15 protein-coding genes are annotated in these 16619 nt (G+C 46.6%); 8 read left to right on the top strand and 7 right to left on the bottom strand.

Annotation, left to right across the window (positions count from 1 at the left end):
* Positions 1-344: 344 nt before the first annotated feature.
* The gene (gene glgA, locus ACINK7_RS02795; RefSeq protein WP_404359760.1) at positions 345-1775 is read left to right on the top strand and encodes a glycogen synthase GlgA; all 1431 of its coding nucleotides are present in this window, start codon (positions 345-347) and stop codon (positions 1773-1775) included.
* A 522-nt stretch (positions 1776-2297) separates the two neighbouring features.
* Here the strand turns inward: glgA and ACINK7_RS02790 are convergent.
* From ACINK7_RS02790 to ACINK7_RS02780, 3 genes are all read right to left on the bottom strand, one after another.
* Entirely contained in the window at positions 2298-2789 is a 492-nt protein-coding gene (locus tag ACINK7_RS02790; RefSeq protein WP_404359758.1) for a DbpA RNA binding domain-containing protein, read from the bottom strand.
* A 143-nt stretch (positions 2790-2932) separates the two neighbouring features.
* Complete coding sequence (locus tag ACINK7_RS02785; RefSeq protein WP_404359756.1) at positions 2933-4222, bottom strand: peptidylprolyl isomerase; 1290 nt, start codon at positions 4220-4222, stop codon at positions 2933-2935.
* A gap of 358 nt (positions 4223-4580) precedes the next feature.
* Positions 4581-7295, bottom strand: coding sequence for an LPS-assembly protein LptD (locus ACINK7_RS02780; RefSeq protein WP_404359754.1), 2715 nt, complete (start codon positions 7293-7295; stop codon positions 4581-4583).
* A gap of 113 nt (positions 7296-7408) precedes the next feature.
* Here ACINK7_RS02780 and ACINK7_RS02775 point away from each other — a divergent pair, with 113 nt between their 5' ends.
* Genes ACINK7_RS02775 through ACINK7_RS02765 form a run of 3 tightly spaced genes read left to right on the top strand, consistent with a single transcriptional unit; the run spans position 7409 to position 9283 of the window.
* The gene (locus tag ACINK7_RS02775) at positions 7409-8404 is read left to right on the top strand and encodes an aminoglycoside phosphotransferase family protein (RefSeq protein WP_404359752.1); all 996 of its coding nucleotides are present in this window, start codon (positions 7409-7411) and stop codon (positions 8402-8404) included.
* On the top strand, positions 8401-9081 hold the full coding sequence (gene murU, locus ACINK7_RS02770; protein WP_404359750.1) for an N-acetylmuramate alpha-1-phosphate uridylyltransferase MurU: 681 nt from the start codon (positions 8401-8403) through the stop codon (positions 9079-9081). The genes ACINK7_RS02775 and murU overlap by 4 nt, the downstream gene beginning before the upstream one ends.
* A complete protein-coding gene (locus ACINK7_RS02765) occupies positions 9074-9283 on the top strand; it encodes a dodecin (protein WP_341326473.1) in 210 nt (69 codons plus the stop codon). The genes murU and ACINK7_RS02765 overlap by 8 nt, the downstream gene beginning before the upstream one ends.
* A 666-nt stretch (positions 9284-9949) precedes the next feature.
* On the opposite strand, the gene ACINK7_RS02760 is transcribed toward ACINK7_RS02765, so the two are convergent.
* Positions 9950-10996, bottom strand: coding sequence for a hypothetical protein (locus ACINK7_RS02760; RefSeq protein ID WP_404359748.1), 1047 nt, complete (start codon positions 10994-10996; stop codon positions 9950-9952).
* A gap of 82 nt (positions 10997-11078) precedes the next feature.
* Here ACINK7_RS02760 and ACINK7_RS02755 point away from each other — a divergent pair, with 82 nt between their 5' ends.
* Positions 11079-11504 (top strand): HIT domain-containing protein, encoded by a 426-nt coding sequence (locus ACINK7_RS02755; protein WP_404359746.1) that lies wholly within the window; start codon positions 11079-11081, stop codon positions 11502-11504.
* Position 11505: 1 nt separating this feature from the next.
* Here the strand turns inward: ACINK7_RS02755 and fliL are convergent, their stop codons facing one another.
* Positions 11506-11898 (bottom strand): flagellar basal body-associated protein FliL, encoded by a 393-nt coding sequence (gene fliL / locus ACINK7_RS02750; protein WP_404359745.1) that lies wholly within the window; start codon positions 11896-11898, stop codon positions 11506-11508.
* 79 nt (positions 11899-11977) lie between these two features.
* On the opposite strand from fliL, the gene nagZ reads away from it, so the two are divergent.
* The 3 genes from nagZ to ACINK7_RS02735 are packed head-to-tail and all read left to right on the top strand — an operon-like array spanning position 11978 to position 14292.
* On the top strand, positions 11978-12997 hold the full coding sequence (gene nagZ / locus ACINK7_RS02745) for a beta-N-acetylhexosaminidase (RefSeq protein WP_404359744.1): 1020 nt from the start codon (positions 11978-11980) through the stop codon (positions 12995-12997).
* Positions 12990-13541: a hypoxanthine-guanine phosphoribosyltransferase gene (locus ACINK7_RS02740; protein WP_404361405.1), complete on the top strand. Its 552-nt coding sequence runs from the start codon at positions 12990-12992 to the stop codon at positions 13539-13541. Before nagZ ends, ACINK7_RS02740 begins: the two co-directional genes overlap by 8 nt.
* A 10-nt stretch (positions 13542-13551) precedes the next feature.
* Positions 13552-14292 carry an S-methyl-5'-thioinosine phosphorylase gene (locus tag ACINK7_RS02735; protein WP_404359743.1) on the top strand — a complete coding sequence of 247 codons (741 nt, stop codon included), beginning with the start codon at positions 13552-13554 and terminating at the stop codon, positions 14290-14292.
* Positions 14293-14922: 630 nt separating this feature from the next.
* On the opposite strand, the gene ACINK7_RS02730 is transcribed toward ACINK7_RS02735, so the two are convergent.
* The gene (locus ACINK7_RS02730; protein WP_125218177.1) at positions 14923-15123 is read right to left on the bottom strand and encodes a DUF2892 domain-containing protein; all 201 of its coding nucleotides are present in this window, start codon (positions 15121-15123) and stop codon (positions 14923-14925) included.
* A gap of 33 nt (positions 15124-15156) precedes the next feature.
* A complete protein-coding gene (locus ACINK7_RS02725; protein ID WP_404359742.1) occupies positions 15157-16431 on the bottom strand; it encodes an NAD(P)/FAD-dependent oxidoreductase in 1275 nt (424 codons plus the stop codon).
* Positions 16432-16619: the final 188 nt, after the last annotated feature.

The following is a 16619-nucleotide window of genomic DNA, read 5'->3' as shown; positions in this document are numbered from 1 at the left end:
GAGAAATATCCGCCAAATAGAACTGCCGCCACCCCGAACGCGAACTTAACCCAGCCTTAACACTTACCGAACATAAGTTTTGAATATTATGATAAAAAAATATTACGGCACTACAAAGCCATTTTTAGCGCATTTTTTAATCCTTATGATTCAACAACATAGGCCGTAGACACTACATTTGTTAAAGCTGGGTTAAACTGATTCTTCAATAAAGTCGGACGATTCTACTACAGCTGACAGTGAGCCAATAAACCCTCAATCGGCTATTTTGGTGAAATATACCTCGGTAAACTTAATTCCTTGATATGCCTAGAACCGAATTTTGACTGCCTTTAAATTTAATTATGAAACGAATTCTTTTTGTTACAAGTGAAGCACATCCTTTAATAAAAACCGGCGGCTTGGCAGATGTTTCAAGCAGCTTACCTAAGGCTTTGGCGGATCTAGGCCAGGATATCCGTATCATCATTCCTAACTATCAAGCTATAAAAAAAACCGAAAACGTCCAACATCGGTGTACGTTGAGAATCAATAATTGCGATGTCAATATTCTCGAAACCCGCTTGCCGGAATCAAAAGTGATTGTATGGCTGATCGATTGCCCCCAGTTTTTTGACTACCCGGGCAATCCATATCACGATGAATACGGTAATGCCTGGGCAAACAGTGCCGATCGCTTTTCGCTGTTCTGCCGCATAACCGTAGAAGTCGCGATGAACAGAGCCTACTTAGATTGGAAACCGGAAATCGTCCACTGCAACGACTGGCAAAGCGGCCTAGTTCCCGCCTTATTGACGCTGGAATACAACCGTCCGGCAACCATTTTTACGATCCATAACATGGCCTACCAAGGAATCTTTCCCCACTCGACCTACCATGCGCTTAATCTTCCAAGACAGCTTTGGAATCCAAATGCACTTGAGTATTACGGCAACATGTCGTTTTTAAAAGGCGGCATTGCTTGTTCCGATCGAGTAACGACGGTAAGTCCCACCTATGCCAAAGAAATTCAATCATCCGAATTTGGTTACGGGCTAGAAGGCTTGTTAACCCATCGCAAGGAATTTCTAAGCGGTATACTCAACGGAACCGACAATGACTGGAATCCCGAATTCGACAGCAACATCGTCCAACGCTACAGCCATAAAACGCTCCATCACAAACAAACCAATAAGGCCGCATTACAAGAACGGCTCTCACTGCCTCTCGAGCCGTCGATTCCCATTTTCGGATTAATTAGCCGTTTGGTTGAACAAAAAGGTATCGACTTGCTATTAGAATGCTTGCCGGAATTATTAAGTATGCCAGTACAATTTGTCTTACTCGGTAGCGGCAACAAAAGCTTCGAACAACGTTTATATAATTTTGCCGAAGCCTACCCTGAAAAAATGTCGATTACTATCGGCTACGATGAACAATTGGCTCATTGGATAGAAGCGGGAAGCGATATTTTTTTGATGCCATCGCGCTTCGAGCCCTGCGGATTAAACCAAATGTATAGTCAACGCTATGGAACTTTGCCGATCGTAAGGAAAACCGGCGGCCTTGCAGATACTGTAGTCGATGCTCTACCCCATACGATTGACAACAAAACGGCAACCGGAATTACCTTCAATGAATCGACCCCCAGTTCGCTTCTGGAAGCCATCAAACGCGCGTTGATTTTATACAGGGTTCCGGAAATTTGGACACAACTGCAAACCAATGCCATGAGAAAAGACTTTTCGTGGAATAGTAGCGCTAAACAATATTTATCGCTCTATGATCATTTGTAACTCGATTAAGGATTTGGTAACTCGATTGGCAGGTGTCGGCGGCAGGGCAGATTTTTTGCTCCTGCAAAATCTGCATTCATGCCATCCATGGCAATCAGTCGCCGCCGTCAAGCCTACACGGACGTATTCACGGCGTCCTGCAAAGCGAGTTACCGAACCCTCAACAAAGCTCATAGTTCCAAGACGTTATTTATCACGAAATCCTAAGGCGGGCTATAACTCCAAAAAGAGTTATTTATCTTTTACCATTAAGAGCATGAAGGACTTGAAGATACAGCATTTTCAATTAAATGTAAGTGACTGACCATTAACAGCCTATGCCATCATTATTGCCACTTCAGTCTCGCCATTGTTTTGATATTTTTTAGTCATTATACCTTTCGCACTTCAAATTTCGGCAGTGCCTAAGGAGGCACCGGGTCCCTCACCTAACGATAGGTGAGAGGCTGGGCTCACGGCCTCCTTTGACGGCCCCCCGACGCCGAATTTTGATCTACGATGGTTGGGTACATTAGAAAATCCTTAAGCCAATTCTTTACATTTAAGCTTTTCCGGGTCCTTGCTATCAAACCGAGACATACGCTTTTTTCGCCGACGCGCATTATTCGCTCTTTTCTTGTTTGAATTAGCGTTTATTTTTTTGATATCCAGCTTTTGCCGTTGAATCTCAATCGTTTTCAAATGTTGAAAAATATCCTCCGGCATGCCTTCCGGTAATTCCACAATAGTAAATTCGTTACGTATATCGACAAGGCGAATCATTTTCCTTTCGACACCGGATTCATCGACCAACACATCTTTGATTATCTCTTTCGACGCGCCATGTTTATGACCGACCGACAACCGATAACGAACCATTTTGGGTATAACGGAAACTATGTCCGAAATAGACGAATCCAAAACATTCGTTTCCGGCATCATTCGCATGCCGCCTTCAAGCTGTTGCAGATGCAACAAAGCAGCTGCGCAATCCAATAACCCCAGGTTTAATTCATCCAGTATTTGCTGAAGCATTTGTCGCTCTTCGTGCAATGCTTGCGTTTCGATAACCCGCCTTAAACACTGTATTATCCTGTCTTCCTTAAGTCTCATTGAGGTCTCGATGCCAATCGTGCGATTATCGTGCTAAACATGAATTTAAAGCAAACCTCATCGAATCAAAGCCTATCATGAAATACCTCAACATAAGCTTCATCACGCAAACGCCGCAGCCATAATTCGGTTTCTTCTTCAATCTTACGTTTACGAATCGCTTCTCTTACTTGTTCCTTTTTGTAGTCCTCACTATCGTCTTGCTGCTTTCTACCGAGCACCTGTATCAGATGCCAACCGAATTGCGTTTGAACCGGTTTACTAATTTCGTCGATCGCCAATGCATTCATCGCCTTTTCGAACTCGGGAACCAACGCACCGGGCGCCACCCAATCCAAACTTCCACCATTAAGTGCGGACCCTTTATCATCGGAATGCGCTCTGGCCAGCGCATCGAAACTATCGCCATCGGCAATTCTGCGCTTTAAGTTATTCAGTCTTTTTTTCGCTTCGTCGTCGTCAATCAGCTCATTGGTTTTGATCAATATGTGACGAACATGCGTCTTAGTCACAATATGCTGCTGATCGCCGCCTTTGAGCTCTAGCATTTTTATGACATGGAAGCCGCTGGGACTTCGAATCGGGTCCGAAACATCCCCCTGCTTCAGGTCGCCGACCTCATCGACAAATAAAGTGGGCACCTGATTAATCGAGCGCCAACCTAAATCGCCTCCGGTCAAGGCTTCGCTGCTGTCGGATCGACTCATCGCCACCTGCACGAAATCCCGCCCGCCCCGTAAGTCCTGAATAATTTCCTCGGCTTTTTGTTTGGCTTTCTGTATCACTGACGACGAAGCGCCTTCCGGAATCGCCACCAGAATATGCCCTAAATGGTATTGAGTGGCTTCGCCGCCGAGTTTACTTTCGGTTTCGAGAAAATGCTCGACTTCCCGATCGCTAACATTAACGCGACTGCCGATTTCTCTGCCCCGCAACTGATTAATGATGACTTCGTTACGCAGGTTTTCCAAAAAACTGCGATAAGAAATCGACTGTTTTTCCAGTTCGACACGAAATTCTGCCGGCGTCATATTATTTCTGCGCGCGATGTCTGCCGCGGCACTAGCCAACATTTCATCATTCAAGGCGATGCCGGACCTTTCTGCCAGCTGCCGCTGCAGCTTTTCGATAATCAATTTTTCAAGCACTTGCTTGCGCAAAATATACGACGGCGGCACTACCGCGTTACTGGCTTTGATGCGTTGCGCAATGACATCGACTTCCGCTTGCAACTCGCCATCGAGAATCACATCATCTTCGACAATTGCAACGATACGATCCAGTGTCTGCGAAAAAACCGGTACGGAAATACTGATTAATGCGATCAAAACGCCGCTGATAAAATGCTTTTTCATAGTAACGTTCATGAAGGTCTAGCCATCGCCCCGGCAAATAAAAGTTCTCTGGTAGCGGAGGGTGCGGTCACTCGCCCGACAGGTCGCCGTGAACCCAGCACCTAAATTATCCAAGATAGTTAACCATAGCCAATGAGCTATGGAATTTAGGTGCTGGGTGAATACGTCCATGTAGGCTCGACGGCGGCTCGAGCGCCAAGGATGGCGCGAATGCAGATTTTGCATTACGCCATGGATGGCGTGTATTAGGGCAATGCAGGAGCAATTGCCGAGGAGCAAAAATCTGCCCTGCCGCCGACGCCTGTCGATCGAGCAACCGCACCCGCTTCGCATACTTTCACAGTAACAAACAGTTAGTTTATTGCGGTCTGACATAGCCGTAGATATTTCGTTCGAAAAATTCATCCAAGCGGTCGCCGAATGCCGTTAAGCCTTTCAATTCCAACTGAACAAATACACCGGTTTGCGCTTCACCGGTAGGCTCTTGGCCGGCAAACACATTAATACTATTAATATAACGCCGTCCGATGACTCTAAAACGCCAGCAGCAACTTTCTTTTTCAAAGCCTGCGAAACTTTCCACCGTTCTATCAAACAACATTGAATACTGCCATCGCCCAACCGCATACCAATTATCATAGATCGGCCAGCGAAAAGAGAAATCCGCCACTTCCGTTAAATCCTGGCGAAAACGATACCCTAAATTAACCAACTGTTCGGGCTTGTTCGTATACCGCAGCGCCACTTCACCTCGGGTTAGTTCGTTTTGTACATGATCCCACTGCCCGGCTGTCCTCAGGGACAAATGCTCGGTCAATTGCGCACTGAATTCGGCAATCAAATTAGCGAAACTATTGGTCGAGGATTGTTGATTGACAAAAATCGGATTACCAGCATCATTTTCAACTCGTGGAAGACCAGTTCTTGGATCGATATCATCCAGTTGAACAAGCCTATCGCGAAAATAAAAAATTTCGCCGATGCTAAGCCTCATGTTTTCGCGGCCCGTTCGCGGATCGATGATTCGATTAGTCAAAGCCGTCGTCACTTGATTGGCATCCTGGACCCTGTCGGAGCCGCTGAAACGGTTTTCCCGGAATAGACTGTAGAAGTTATAGTCGTATTCTCCGGTATCGAACAACGGAATATCGCTCTGATCTTTATAGGGAATATAGAGATAAAACAAACGCGGCTCAATCGTGTGAACATAAGACGATTCGCCTGATCCGAACTCTCGCTCCAGCGTAAACCCGGTATCGGCCGAAAATATCGGCAAGGTCCGAGTAATGCTACCGGGCTTGCCTGCCGCCTGATTTTCCAGCATATATTGAGTGTGTTTGAGCGACAATTTTGGTGTTAAATAAACACCTGCCACTTCTAGCGGAACGGCGACAGCCGGCTCTATGTTGAAGCGTTGACCGCTAACGCGCTGGTCTTGTTGAAAATAGACATATTCCGACCCCATAGAGACATCGACTGGCATAAAGTCGAACGAATGATTTAAATCCAACCTCGCTTGGGGCAGCCTGCGATAGGGCTGAAACTCTTTTGGAATGGTTCTATCCGTCGTCTGATAGTTTTCAAGCTGCGAAAAGAATGATACGCCCGGCATGCTATAACGAATGTCGGCATGGCTTCTTAAAAAACGAGTATCGTTAATCGTAATACTATTGCCCATATCGTCGAAATAATCGTCGTCGGAGACATAACTTGCATCGATCGTTGAAATTAAATTCGGCAAAAATGTCGTGGTATTTTGAACACCGGCGAGATATCGCGTTTTATTACGTATTTGATCATCCGGCAACACTTCAAATTGCAAGCGACTGTTGGTCATTTCGGACAAATGTCTAAAGTCGCCGCCCCACTGCATTCCTCTATTTGTCATATACCGAGGACGAAAGGTCAAGTCGTAATTAGGTGCGATATTCCAATAATAAGGCAGGGCGACATCGTAGCCGTTTCTATCGTTAACGGATAAATTCGGCGCTAAAAACCCGGATTTGCGGCGATCATCGAGCGGAAAACTGATATAAGGCGTATAGATCACCGGCACGCCTTTAAACTCGAGCCAAGCATGTTTAGCCGAACCTTCGCCGCTTTCCTTGTTCAGCTTTAAGTCCGATGCATGCAAAACCCAATCGGTATTGCCGGGCTTACAGCTTGTGAAGGCGACTTCATTGTAACGTGACAAAACCTTGCTATCACGGTAGACGGTTCGCGCGCTGCCTCTCAACGGCGTCGTCGGCGAAATGAACAGAGTATTACGCAACCGGGCTTCATCGCTTGCCAGTTTCAACATCATCGTATCGCTGTATAAAGACAGCGCGTCTTCACTGTAATAAACGTGTCCTTGCGCATCGAGAGTTTGCGACACGGTATCGTAATGCATGGTGTCTGCGGCCATACGTTGATCAGCCCGAACAATATCGACATTACCGAAAAAACCGGTAATTTCATTATCGAAAATTTCCGAATAATCGGCCCGAACATCTATAGGTGTCTCGTCCCGTAGATCTTTGGTCGATAAAAATCCAGGCGGAGCGCCTAATGATGTTGTGCAGTTTTCCCAGGGATCGTAAGGCAATTGCGAATGCATAATATCGAAATTCAGTTCCTGCTCATGATCGAAAGCAGGCGACAATAAGCTGAAACTACGCCGCTCATCCGGCATCACACGCGGCTTGCCTTTCGGATCGGTACCGGTCAAACTGCAATTCCAGGTTTCATCTCCTTCTCCGGCAGCGCAATCCCATCCTGCGGCTCTTGCGATTTTGCGCGGCGGCTCTAACTGAACAATCTCCTGCTGCGGCTGATTTTGCTTATTCGCTTCCAGAGGATTTTTCGCAACCTTGTCGAGACTAGGAACGTTTTTTTGCGTAACGACAGAACTGCCCGCTGCCTCAGTGCTCTCCGAAACCGTAACAGACTTTGAGCTTTCAACAATCGGCACATCGGCCCCGCAAACCCATTCTCCGCTGCTGTTTTGTTCACAATCCCACGCCGGCTCATTCGCCTGAGAACAAGTCGAGCTAAGCAATAAGAAAAACAATAAAATGATGCGGCAGTGCATAGGTAAGTATGGGAGTAAGTATGGCTTGATTAGGCTTAAATAGAATAAAATGCCGAACGGACATTCTACCTCAATTTACTCCAGCAATATAACTTAAAGAATCCCATTCCACTATGACCAACGAAGACCCTCGAGCCGCTTTAATGCTCGATTGGCTATCGAACGATCTGTCGCTAGCCATTGACCGTTTTGAACCGGCATCGAGTGATGCCAGTTTTCGCCGCTATTTCAGAATATACTCGCAAGGAACGACTTACATTGTCATGGACGCGCCACCCGACAAAGAAAATATCGAGGCGTTTATCAAGGTCGCCAAGCTTTTATCCGTTCCCGGTATTCATGTGCCGACAATTTTTCAATCGAACCTCGCATACGGCTTTTTATTACTCGAAGACTTCGGTAAAGTTTGCTATTTGGACTGTCTTAAGCCATCGAACGCAGAACGCCTGTATCAATACGCCCTCGACAGTTTGTTTCAACAACAAACACTGATTGCGATCAATAACCTCGAAATTCCTCATTACGATCGACCGCTGCTAATTCGGGAACTAAGTATTTTCGAGGAATGGTTTACTTCGCACCTCCTGAATATTCCCATCCCCGAACCGCTCAGAACCGAAGTCAATGAATTTCTGATTACTTCAGCCTTGGAACAACCCTTAACCTTCGTACATCGTGACTATCATTCACGCAACCTAATGGACCTTGGCGACGACAAACCTGGAATAATCGATTTCCAAGATGCGGTAATAGGCCCGGTCACCTACGATTTGGTATCGCTGCTGAAAGATTGCTATATCAGTTGGCCGAAAGCGCAAATCGATCATTGGAGAAACGGTTATTTTCAGCGCCTTCTTCAACATGGAACGATCGACTGCAGTCAAGCGCAATTCAAACGTTGGTTCGACCTGATGGGTTTACAGCGTCACTTAAAAGCTATCGGCATTTTCGCGAGATTACACTTACGAGACGGAAAGTCCGCTTATCTTAATGATATTCCTCGAACAATAAATTATGTTACCGAAACCAGCACCCACTATCCTGAACTATCCGAATTTGCAGACTTTCTAAATCGGCAAATTCTGCCGGCTTTCCGGAGAAAAACATGAAAGCGATGATTCTAGCCGCGGGCCGCGGCGAAAGAATGCGTCCTTTAACCGACCGCCAGCCTAAGCCTTTATTGATGGTAGGCGCTAAACCGCTTATCGTGCATTTGCTGGAGGATTTGCGCGATGCGGGTTTTAGCGATATTGTAATCAATGTGGCGCATCTGGGAAGCCAAATCATCGACTACCTGGGCGATGGCCGCCGATTCGGCGTGAGCATCGCTTATTCGGACGAGGGCGAAACACCACTGGAAACAGCCGGAGGCATTATCCGCGCTTTGCCTTTGCTGGATAACAAACCCTTTCTGGTCGTAAACGGCGATATCGCAACGAATTTTCCATTTAAAACGCTCAAACAACGCGAAATCGATCTTGCGCATTTGGTTTTAGTCAACAACCCCGAACATCACCCATCAGGCGATTTCGGATTTAACGGCGATCTATTAAGCGATAGTGTTGCCGAAAAATATACTTTCAGCGGTATTGGGCTTTATCATCCGGATTTATTTGCCGAGAGCCGACAAGGCACCCTCAAACTTGCACCGATTTTACGCGAAGCCATGCGTCTAAATAGGGTGTCGGGGGAAATATTTAACGGTTTCTGGATGGATATCGGAACGCCGCAAAGGCTAAAAGAATTAGACCACCTTTATCAACAGCGAGGAACACACCATGTCTGACCATATTTACAAAAAAATCGAATTGACCGGCTCATCATCCGTCAGCATTCAAGACGCCATCGAAAAGGCCGTCGCAAAAGCGGCTAATACGTTGCACGATTTGCGCTGGCTGGAAGTCGTCGAAACCCGCGGCCATATCGACCAAGGCAAAGTGGCGCACTGGCAAGTCACTATTAAAGTCGGGTTTACGCTGAAAGATTAGCCCCATATCTTGATCAGTCAACCGGCGGAACAAACCATAAGATGAACCTACTCCTTTCGTAGTGAAAAATCGAGCGACATCATTTTAGTACTGTGAAAGTTCGTAGATTTTAGCTCTTTATCTAATTTTTCGATATACGGCGCTCGACAGAGAAAATGCCGGTTCCGGAGAGGGTGCGGTTGCTCGACCGACAGGCGTCGGCGGCAGGGCAGATTTTTGCTCCTCGGCAATTGCTCCTGCATTGCCCTAATACACGCCATCCATGGCGTAATGCAAAATCTGCATTCGCGCCATCCTTGGCGCTCGAGCCGCAGTCGAGCCTAAATGGACGTATTCACCCAGCACCTAAATTCCATAGCTCATTGGCTATGGTTAACTATCTTGGATAATTTAGGTGCTGGGTTCACGGCGTCCTGTCGGGCGAGTGACCGCACCCTCCGCCCACCCAGAGAACTTTCATTTACTGGGGCGAGGCCGGGCCTTCATGATCGTTATAGAGCGTGTCTATCGAGGACCGCCGTAAAACAAGCACCTAAATTCCATAGCTCATTGGTCATGGTTAATTGTCTTGGATAATTTAGGTGCTGCGCCTTTGACAGCCACCCGGGCGCCGAATTTTGATCTACGATTGGCATATAAGGGTACAAATCGAATTAGCCGAGTCCATCATTTTGAAAAAGCAATAAACTTTCGGTAAGGCGAGTCGTTCTTCCAGGTAAACGCCTCGGTATAGTAATGCAGCAACGCTAAATAGCCTATCACACCTAAACTGACCGCTTTACGAATTTCCACGCCGAATAAGAACTCGGTCAGAAACTCAACAGCGGCGTCTCCGTATTGATGCAGAAGGAGAGCTGCCCCAAAAGACAACAGCGGTAAGACCAAAAGCACTGGTATATTGCATACTTGCGCCCAACGATAGATAAAGTTTCGGGCTTGCCTACCATGACGATTATAATCGTGGGTCACATAAAAAGAATAAGCCGTCGCATCATGAACCAATCGAGGCGCCAAAATCGCCAGAAAATAGTATTGCTGAACGAACAAATAGTAAGTGCTCACTACAAGCATGGTATTCGCCCAAAGAAACAGCTTGCCGAGCCCTGTCGTTACATAGCGCTGACACCAAATAGTAGCCAATAAAAGAGCTAAAGTTAAGGTACCGGCGATATGACTAAGCCAATCAGCTTGCTCAGGCTCCAAGCTATTCTTGAGAAAAATACCGAGATAAATCAATAAACCGGCGGCAACACTCAATCCCAACATCAAACGATAAGGCCATGTCGGAAGCTTACAAACGCCTCGCGCAATACCGTGCTGCTGCTTAAGTACATGGTAGACCGTCCAAGCCGCAACCATAATATAAAATACGCGATAAGGAATAAATAGACCGCCGATACCGAAAAATACCGCAAGCACCAACGTCATCATCATGATTCGGTGCCGGTAATACCCGAAGTATTCGCGATTAGCGGTCAAAATCAACGCGCTAGCAATGATATGCGGCGTTCCGAACAACAACTGGAATAACAGGAAATGCTCCGGACGGCTCGGCAACATCTCTCGCAAACTACCTTGCCAAAGTAGAATATCGAACCATTCCACTAATAAACAAATAGGGATAATTGCATAGAAGCCTAATATAAACCGAAAAGAAACTTTAAGCCGATCATCGCTTACCCGCTCTTGGCTTGAAAATAACTGCGCCGACATAATCTTATCCTTTTCTTATAGTTATAGTTAGAATAGCAAGTCAACATACATCGTTTTATACTTTTATTTCAAGTCTAATCTTATGACCTTTCAGTTACATCCACAACTACAAAAAGATTGCATCCGGCTCGGACGCTTGGAATTATGCCAACTACTGCTAATGAACGACAGCCAATTCCCTTGGTTCATTTTAGTACCTGAAATTGGCGATATCCGTGAAATTTATCAATTGGCGCCTACTGATCGCTCGTTATTACAAGAGGAGTCGTGCCAACTAGCAGAACGACTAGCCGGGCTTTTCAAAGCCGACAAAATGAATGTGGCCGCAATCGGCAATCTGGTACCACAACTGCATATCCATCACATTGTGCGCTATCGCTTGGATAAAGCATGGCCGGCCCCGGTCTGGGGGAAATTCGACGCCGTTCCTTACACGGAACACCAACTGGAAGAGCTGCTTCCAAAGATTAAATCCACATTTGACGACCTTTTAACAAGGGAGCTCTAAACTAATTAACCAAAAACTCGGAAAAAAACACATCTCTAAGGCCGTCGCTATTATCATATTTATTGAGCGCATTCCTAACGGCTTCGACACTTTCCAGGCGTAAGGCTTCCCTTTGCTCCTTGGTTCCCAATTCGTTGGCATTCCGACCGCTATATAACATAATCAATTCGTGCCTTAGCGCCGGCAAATGTTTTTTTATTTTTTCCATATTATCCTTACCCTCTACCATCAATTGCACATTGATCAATAAATATTTTCGAGGTACGTCCAAATTCACGGTAAACTTAGGCGACATTTCCAAATATTCTATGGCCGGCTGTGCATCGTCGGCGGCATCCTGGGCCAAAACCCAACCGGAAAAAATCAACCCTAAAAATAGCAACAAAAAACGCACGCTTAACTCCTGATTAAACAATAATCGCTTAAGTATAAGCCAGTTTTACTTATTTAATTAACAATGTTAACTCGGAAATATGACCACTAATTCCGCAATCGGCCCCATCATGATCGATGTTGAAGGCTTGACTTTAACTGCTCATGAGCAAGAAAAGATCCATCACCCCAACACCGGCGCGGTGATTCTTTTTTCCCGCAATTACGAATCACCCGAACAACTTATCGCTTTGATCGACAGCATTCGCATGGCCCGCAAAGGCCCTATACTCATCGCTGTCGACCAGGAAGGGGGGCGCGTACAACGATTCAAGCAAGACTTTACGCGCTTACCGCCGGCCAACTGTTATCGTGAACAGCCCGAACTCGCCGAAGCGGCTGGTTGGCTGATGGCATCAGAAATGCTGTCCGTCGGCATTGATTTTAGCTTCGCTCCCGTACTTGATGTCGATTGCGGCATCAGCGAAGTCATCGGCGACCGATCGTTCTCGCCCGATCCACAACTCACAGCCCAATTAGCGGCCAGCTTTCGCAAAGGCATGCGATCGGCCGGCATGGCCGCAACGGGCAAGCATTTCCCTGGACACGGCGCGGTAGCCGCCGATTCGCATATGGCATTACCGATCGACGAACGGGAACTAAACGAAATCCGAGCCAAGGACTTAGTTCCGTTTAAATTATTAATCGAACAAGGTTTGGAAGCCGTCATGCCCGCGCATGTCGTCTACCCTGCCGTAGACAACATGCCTGCCGGATTCTCCGAAAAATGGCTGCAAAACATCTTACGGCGCGAACTTAATTTCAACGGTGCCATATTTAGCGACGACCTAAACATGGAAGGAGCCGCGATGGCCGGCGATTTTTCCGAACGCGCGAAATTAGCTCAACATGCCGGTTGCGACATGCTATTAGTTTGCAACAATCCCAAAGCGGCTGAACAAGTGCTCGACAGCGTACCGATCAAGAGCGATCCACTCAGAGCACAACGACTTGATGCGATGCGCGGCAAACCCAAAATGACCAGAGCAATTCTCCAAGCATCTAGCCAATGGCAACTAATATCACAACAAATCGCACAACTTTCCAATGAATATGCTTGAAGAAATCGACCACGTCCAATCAACCGCCGACCTACTACACAACAAGCAGGAAGTCGACGCGGCTATTGACACCATGGCTCATAAAATCAACCTGCTTCTGGCGGATAGAAATCCTATTTTTCTATGCGTCATGAACGGCGGCTTGGTCATCGGCGGCGAACTCCTGACTCGTTTGAATATTCCCTTGACCGTCGACGCGATAAATGCCAGTCGCTATCAAAACCAAACATCCGGCAGTACTATCGAATGGGTCTTAAAACCGAGAACGCCGCTGCAAGGCAGAACGGTTCTAATCGTCGACGACATTTTAGACGAAGGCATCACGTTGGAGGCGATCTACCGATATTGTTTATCGGAAGGCGCGACTTCGGTCTACAGTGCGGTATTGGTCGATAAGGTTTTAGACCGCGAAAAACCGGTCCAAGCCGATTTTGTCGGACTCTCGGTCGAAGATCGCTACTTGTTTGGCTATGGGATGGATTACAAAGGCTATCTACGCAACATGCCGGGTATTTACGCTTGTCAGGATAACTTAATCGACTAGGACAATGACTATGACACAGTTAGCAATCATCGGCGGAACCGGATTGACTCGTCTTGAAGGCTTGAAAATCATCGAACGAAAACATATCGAAACGCCTTTCGGCATACCTTCGGCCGATTACGTCATCGGCGAGATTGATGAAAAAACCGTCGTCTTTCTAGCCAGGCATGGCAACCCGCATACAATCCCGCCTCATAAAATCAATTACCGCGCAAATATTTGGGGACTCAAAGAGATTGGCGTCCAAAAAATAGTCGCCGTGGCCGCGGTTGGAGGTATTACGTCAAAAATGGCTCCCGCTCATATCGCAGTTCCCGATCAAATCATTGACTATAGCTATGGACGTAAGCACACTTTTTTCGAAGAAGATCTCGAAGAAGTCACGCATATCGACTTCACTAGCCCTTATTCGACAGAACTACGGGAAAAACTGATCTCTGCTGCAGAAAGTGCAAAGATTTCTGTTACGCCAACTGGCACATACGCCTGCACACAAGGCCCACGACTTGAAACCGCCGCTGAAATCCAACGCATGGAACGTGACGGCTGCGACTTAGTCGGCATGACCGGCATGCCGGAAGCCGCTCTAGCCAGAGAGCAACACATTGACTACGCAGCGCTTGCGGTCGTCGCAAATTGGGCGGCAGGAAAAACAGAAGGCGAAATCACTATGACTGAAATCGAACAAAATCTACACAAAGGAATGGCCGATACCGCCAAACTATTAAAAGCGTTTATAGCCCGGTTATAACGCCAACGATTTCTTATATCTTTCACACTTCAAATTTCGGTAGTGCTTGAGGAAGCGCCGGGGTATCCGATCCCTCACCTAACGCTAGGTGAGGGATCAGCATGGAGCTGGCATAGAGCCTACATGGACGTATTCACGGCGTCCTTTGACGGGCACCCCGGTGCCGAATTTTGATATCCGATGGGTATAAATAGAATTTCGAGATCGGTACTGTACTTTTCGCTCTTCAAACTTCGGTTCGCGCAACGAACACTACAATTCACTTTGGATTTATAAGTGCTGGTGGGTGTTTTCAACTATTACCGTACACATAGCCTTAAGGAAGCGCAGAGGCTTTGGTCGAATTTTTTCTCAACTAGAAATAACCTCTTGAAAAGTTACTCACAGAAGCTGTGGATAAGTCTGTGAGCAACTTGATGACTTGTTTCTTAAAGCCGCATATTTGTTACAACTTTTGTAAATTGACTACTTTTTACACAAAAGACTTTCGAATTAATATATCAATCACTTACATTGAAAATCTAACATTGAAAGAGCATCGTCTGACTTGCCCTTCATTGACAACACGCCAAAAACGAGCGTGTGTATAAAAGGGTATACCGCCCTCCCTGGCATGTTGAATCCTCGTTCTTAAAACGCACACCCCGATTTCACGCCGAATTTTTTCAATACCATCGCCAACGGGCAAAAACCGGTAAACGACGCTTGAAATAAATTCGCACCGACAAATGCGGTAAACCATAACCAGTTCGGTGAATGAAAATGCGCCAAAAGCAGACTTAGCAATATAAAACTGCCGGCAAATGCCATCACTAAACGATCGATACTCATGATTTGTCTCCTCGTGATTTAAGACGCATAGCTTTATTTAAGACGTACAACACCCATAAACTTCAGCATCATTTTTTCATAAAACGGCTCGCTGATGCCCTTTCTGACTTTGCGCATGAAATATTTCTCGAATATGATTTTGGACAAGTGCACCCATTTCCCTTTTTTCGACCAGGTCGTATTTCTCGGCGGTATTTGCGGCACCGCCAGAAATGCAACTCCGGTATCGCCCAAATCGGCCAGACACAATGCACTCAGACTCGGCTTGTCGGAGGGCTCTTTTCCGGCCAATTCATCACGGATATTATGCGCGGTCGCGGTTACCATAGACTCGATCATGTAACCGGTTTTAGGAGTACCTGTGGCGACCGGTGTTTTTTCAACCGGTGGAATCGCCACACAAACACCGACCGAGTAAATATTTTTAAAAGTCGGATTGCGCTGATATTCATCGACGACGACAAAGCCCCGCGGATTCATCAAGCCTTCGACGCCACAATTACGCACCGCATCAACCCCGGTAAACGCCGGTAACATCATGGAATGCTTGAATGGCAATTCATGCTTTTTCTTCTCGTTGCCGTCGTCATCGACTTCTGTCACATACATCATGCCTTGTTCGATACGATCAACTTTCGCGTTAGTCACCCACTTGACCGTTCTATCTCTCAAAACGCTTTCTAACATGCTTTTGGTGTCACCGACACCACCTAAGCCTAAATGTCCGATGTAGGGTTCCGATGTAACGAAAGTCATCGGCACCTTGTCGCGTATTTTGCGTTTACGCAGCTCGGTCTCTAGGATCATCAAATATTCATAAGCGGGACCGAAACAAGATGCGCCCTGCACAGCGCCGACGATGATCGGGCCTGGGTCTTCCATAAATTTATCCCAATCCTGAGCAGCCACGGCTGCATGATCGACATGACAAACCGAAGTCGTATAACCTTCCGGACCTAGTCCCGGCACCTCATCGAAGGCAAGGCGGGGGCCGGTTGCAATCACTAAATAATCGTAATCGACCGCAGTACCGTCGTTTAAATGAATTTGATTGTTGGGAGGATCGACCTTCACGGCCGCTTTTTGAATGAATTCGATCCCTTTTTTCTGCATAATCGGAGCTAATTCGATTTTCAGATCTTCCGGTTTACGCCATTTCGGCGGCACCCAAGGATTCGAAGGTACGAAATGGAACGTCGGAGAATCGGATATCACTGTGACTGTGTGATTATTTTTAACCAACTCTTTCATTTCATAGGCCATCGGAACACCACCGATACCGGCACCTAATATTACAATTTTAGCCATAAATTTCTCCTCGTGATGAATCAAAATGCACTATTATTCTTGTTGAAGACTTCGCACGACCACATTTGCTGGTAAGCTGACGCGATCTTTTGCCCGGTAGCTGCGTTACCTACATGAATGTAGGCAAGGGGCTTAGCAGGAGCGGAAGCTTTGCGAAAACAGTTGCATAGCTTATCGCCTGTTTTGGC

Origin of the sequence: Methylotuvimicrobium sp. KM1, assembly GCF_044788715.1 — a bacterium.
Taxonomy (GTDB): domain Bacteria; phylum Pseudomonadota; class Gammaproteobacteria; order Methylococcales; family Methylomonadaceae; genus Methylotuvimicrobium.
Note: the sequence above shows the minus strand (reverse complement) of the source record. Positions and strands in the feature narration are given on the sequence as shown.

Coding starts and splice junctions, on each gene's coding strand:
- ACINK7_RS02760 (WP_404359748.1), bottom strand. CDS start 10,996: ATGTCGGCGCAGTTATTTTCAAGCCAAGAGCGGGTAAGCGATGATCGG.
- ACINK7_RS02730 (WP_125218177.1), bottom strand. CDS start 15,123: ATGAGTATCGATCGTTTAGTGATGGCATTTGCCGGCAGTTTTATATTG.
- ACINK7_RS02780 (WP_404359754.1), bottom strand. CDS start 7,295: ATGCACTGCCGCATCATTTTATTGTTTTTCTTATTGCTTAGCTCGACT.
- ACINK7_RS02775 (WP_404359752.1), top strand. CDS start 7,409: ATGACCAACGAAGACCCTCGAGCCGCTTTAATGCTCGATTGGCTATCG.
- ACINK7_RS02790 (WP_404359758.1), bottom strand. CDS start 2,789: ATGCTTCAGCAAATACTGGATGAATTAAACCTGGGGTTATTGGATTGC.
- ACINK7_RS02735 (WP_404359743.1), top strand. CDS start 13,552: ATGACACAGTTAGCAATCATCGGCGGAACCGGATTGACTCGTCTTGAA.
- ACINK7_RS02785 (WP_404359756.1), bottom strand. CDS start 4,222: ATGAAAAAGCATTTTATCAGCGGCGTTTTGATCGCATTAATCAGTATT.
- nagZ (WP_404359744.1), top strand. CDS start 11,978: ATGACCACTAATTCCGCAATCGGCCCCATCATGATCGATGTTGAAGGC.
- glgA (WP_404359760.1), top strand. CDS start 345: ATGAAACGAATTCTTTTTGTTACAAGTGAAGCACATCCTTTAATAAAA.
- ACINK7_RS02740 (WP_404361405.1), top strand. CDS start 12,990: ATGCTTGAAGAAATCGACCACGTCCAATCAACCGCCGACCTACTACAC.
- ACINK7_RS02755 (WP_404359746.1), top strand. CDS start 11,079: ATGACCTTTCAGTTACATCCACAACTACAAAAAGATTGCATCCGGCTC.
- ACINK7_RS02725 (WP_404359742.1), bottom strand. CDS start 16,431: ATGGCTAAAATTGTAATATTAGGTGCCGGTATCGGTGGTGTTCCGATG.
- ACINK7_RS02765 (WP_341326473.1), top strand. CDS start 9,074: ATGTCTGACCATATTTACAAAAAAATCGAATTGACCGGCTCATCATCC.
- murU (WP_404359750.1), top strand. CDS start 8,401: ATGAAAGCGATGATTCTAGCCGCGGGCCGCGGCGAAAGAATGCGTCCT.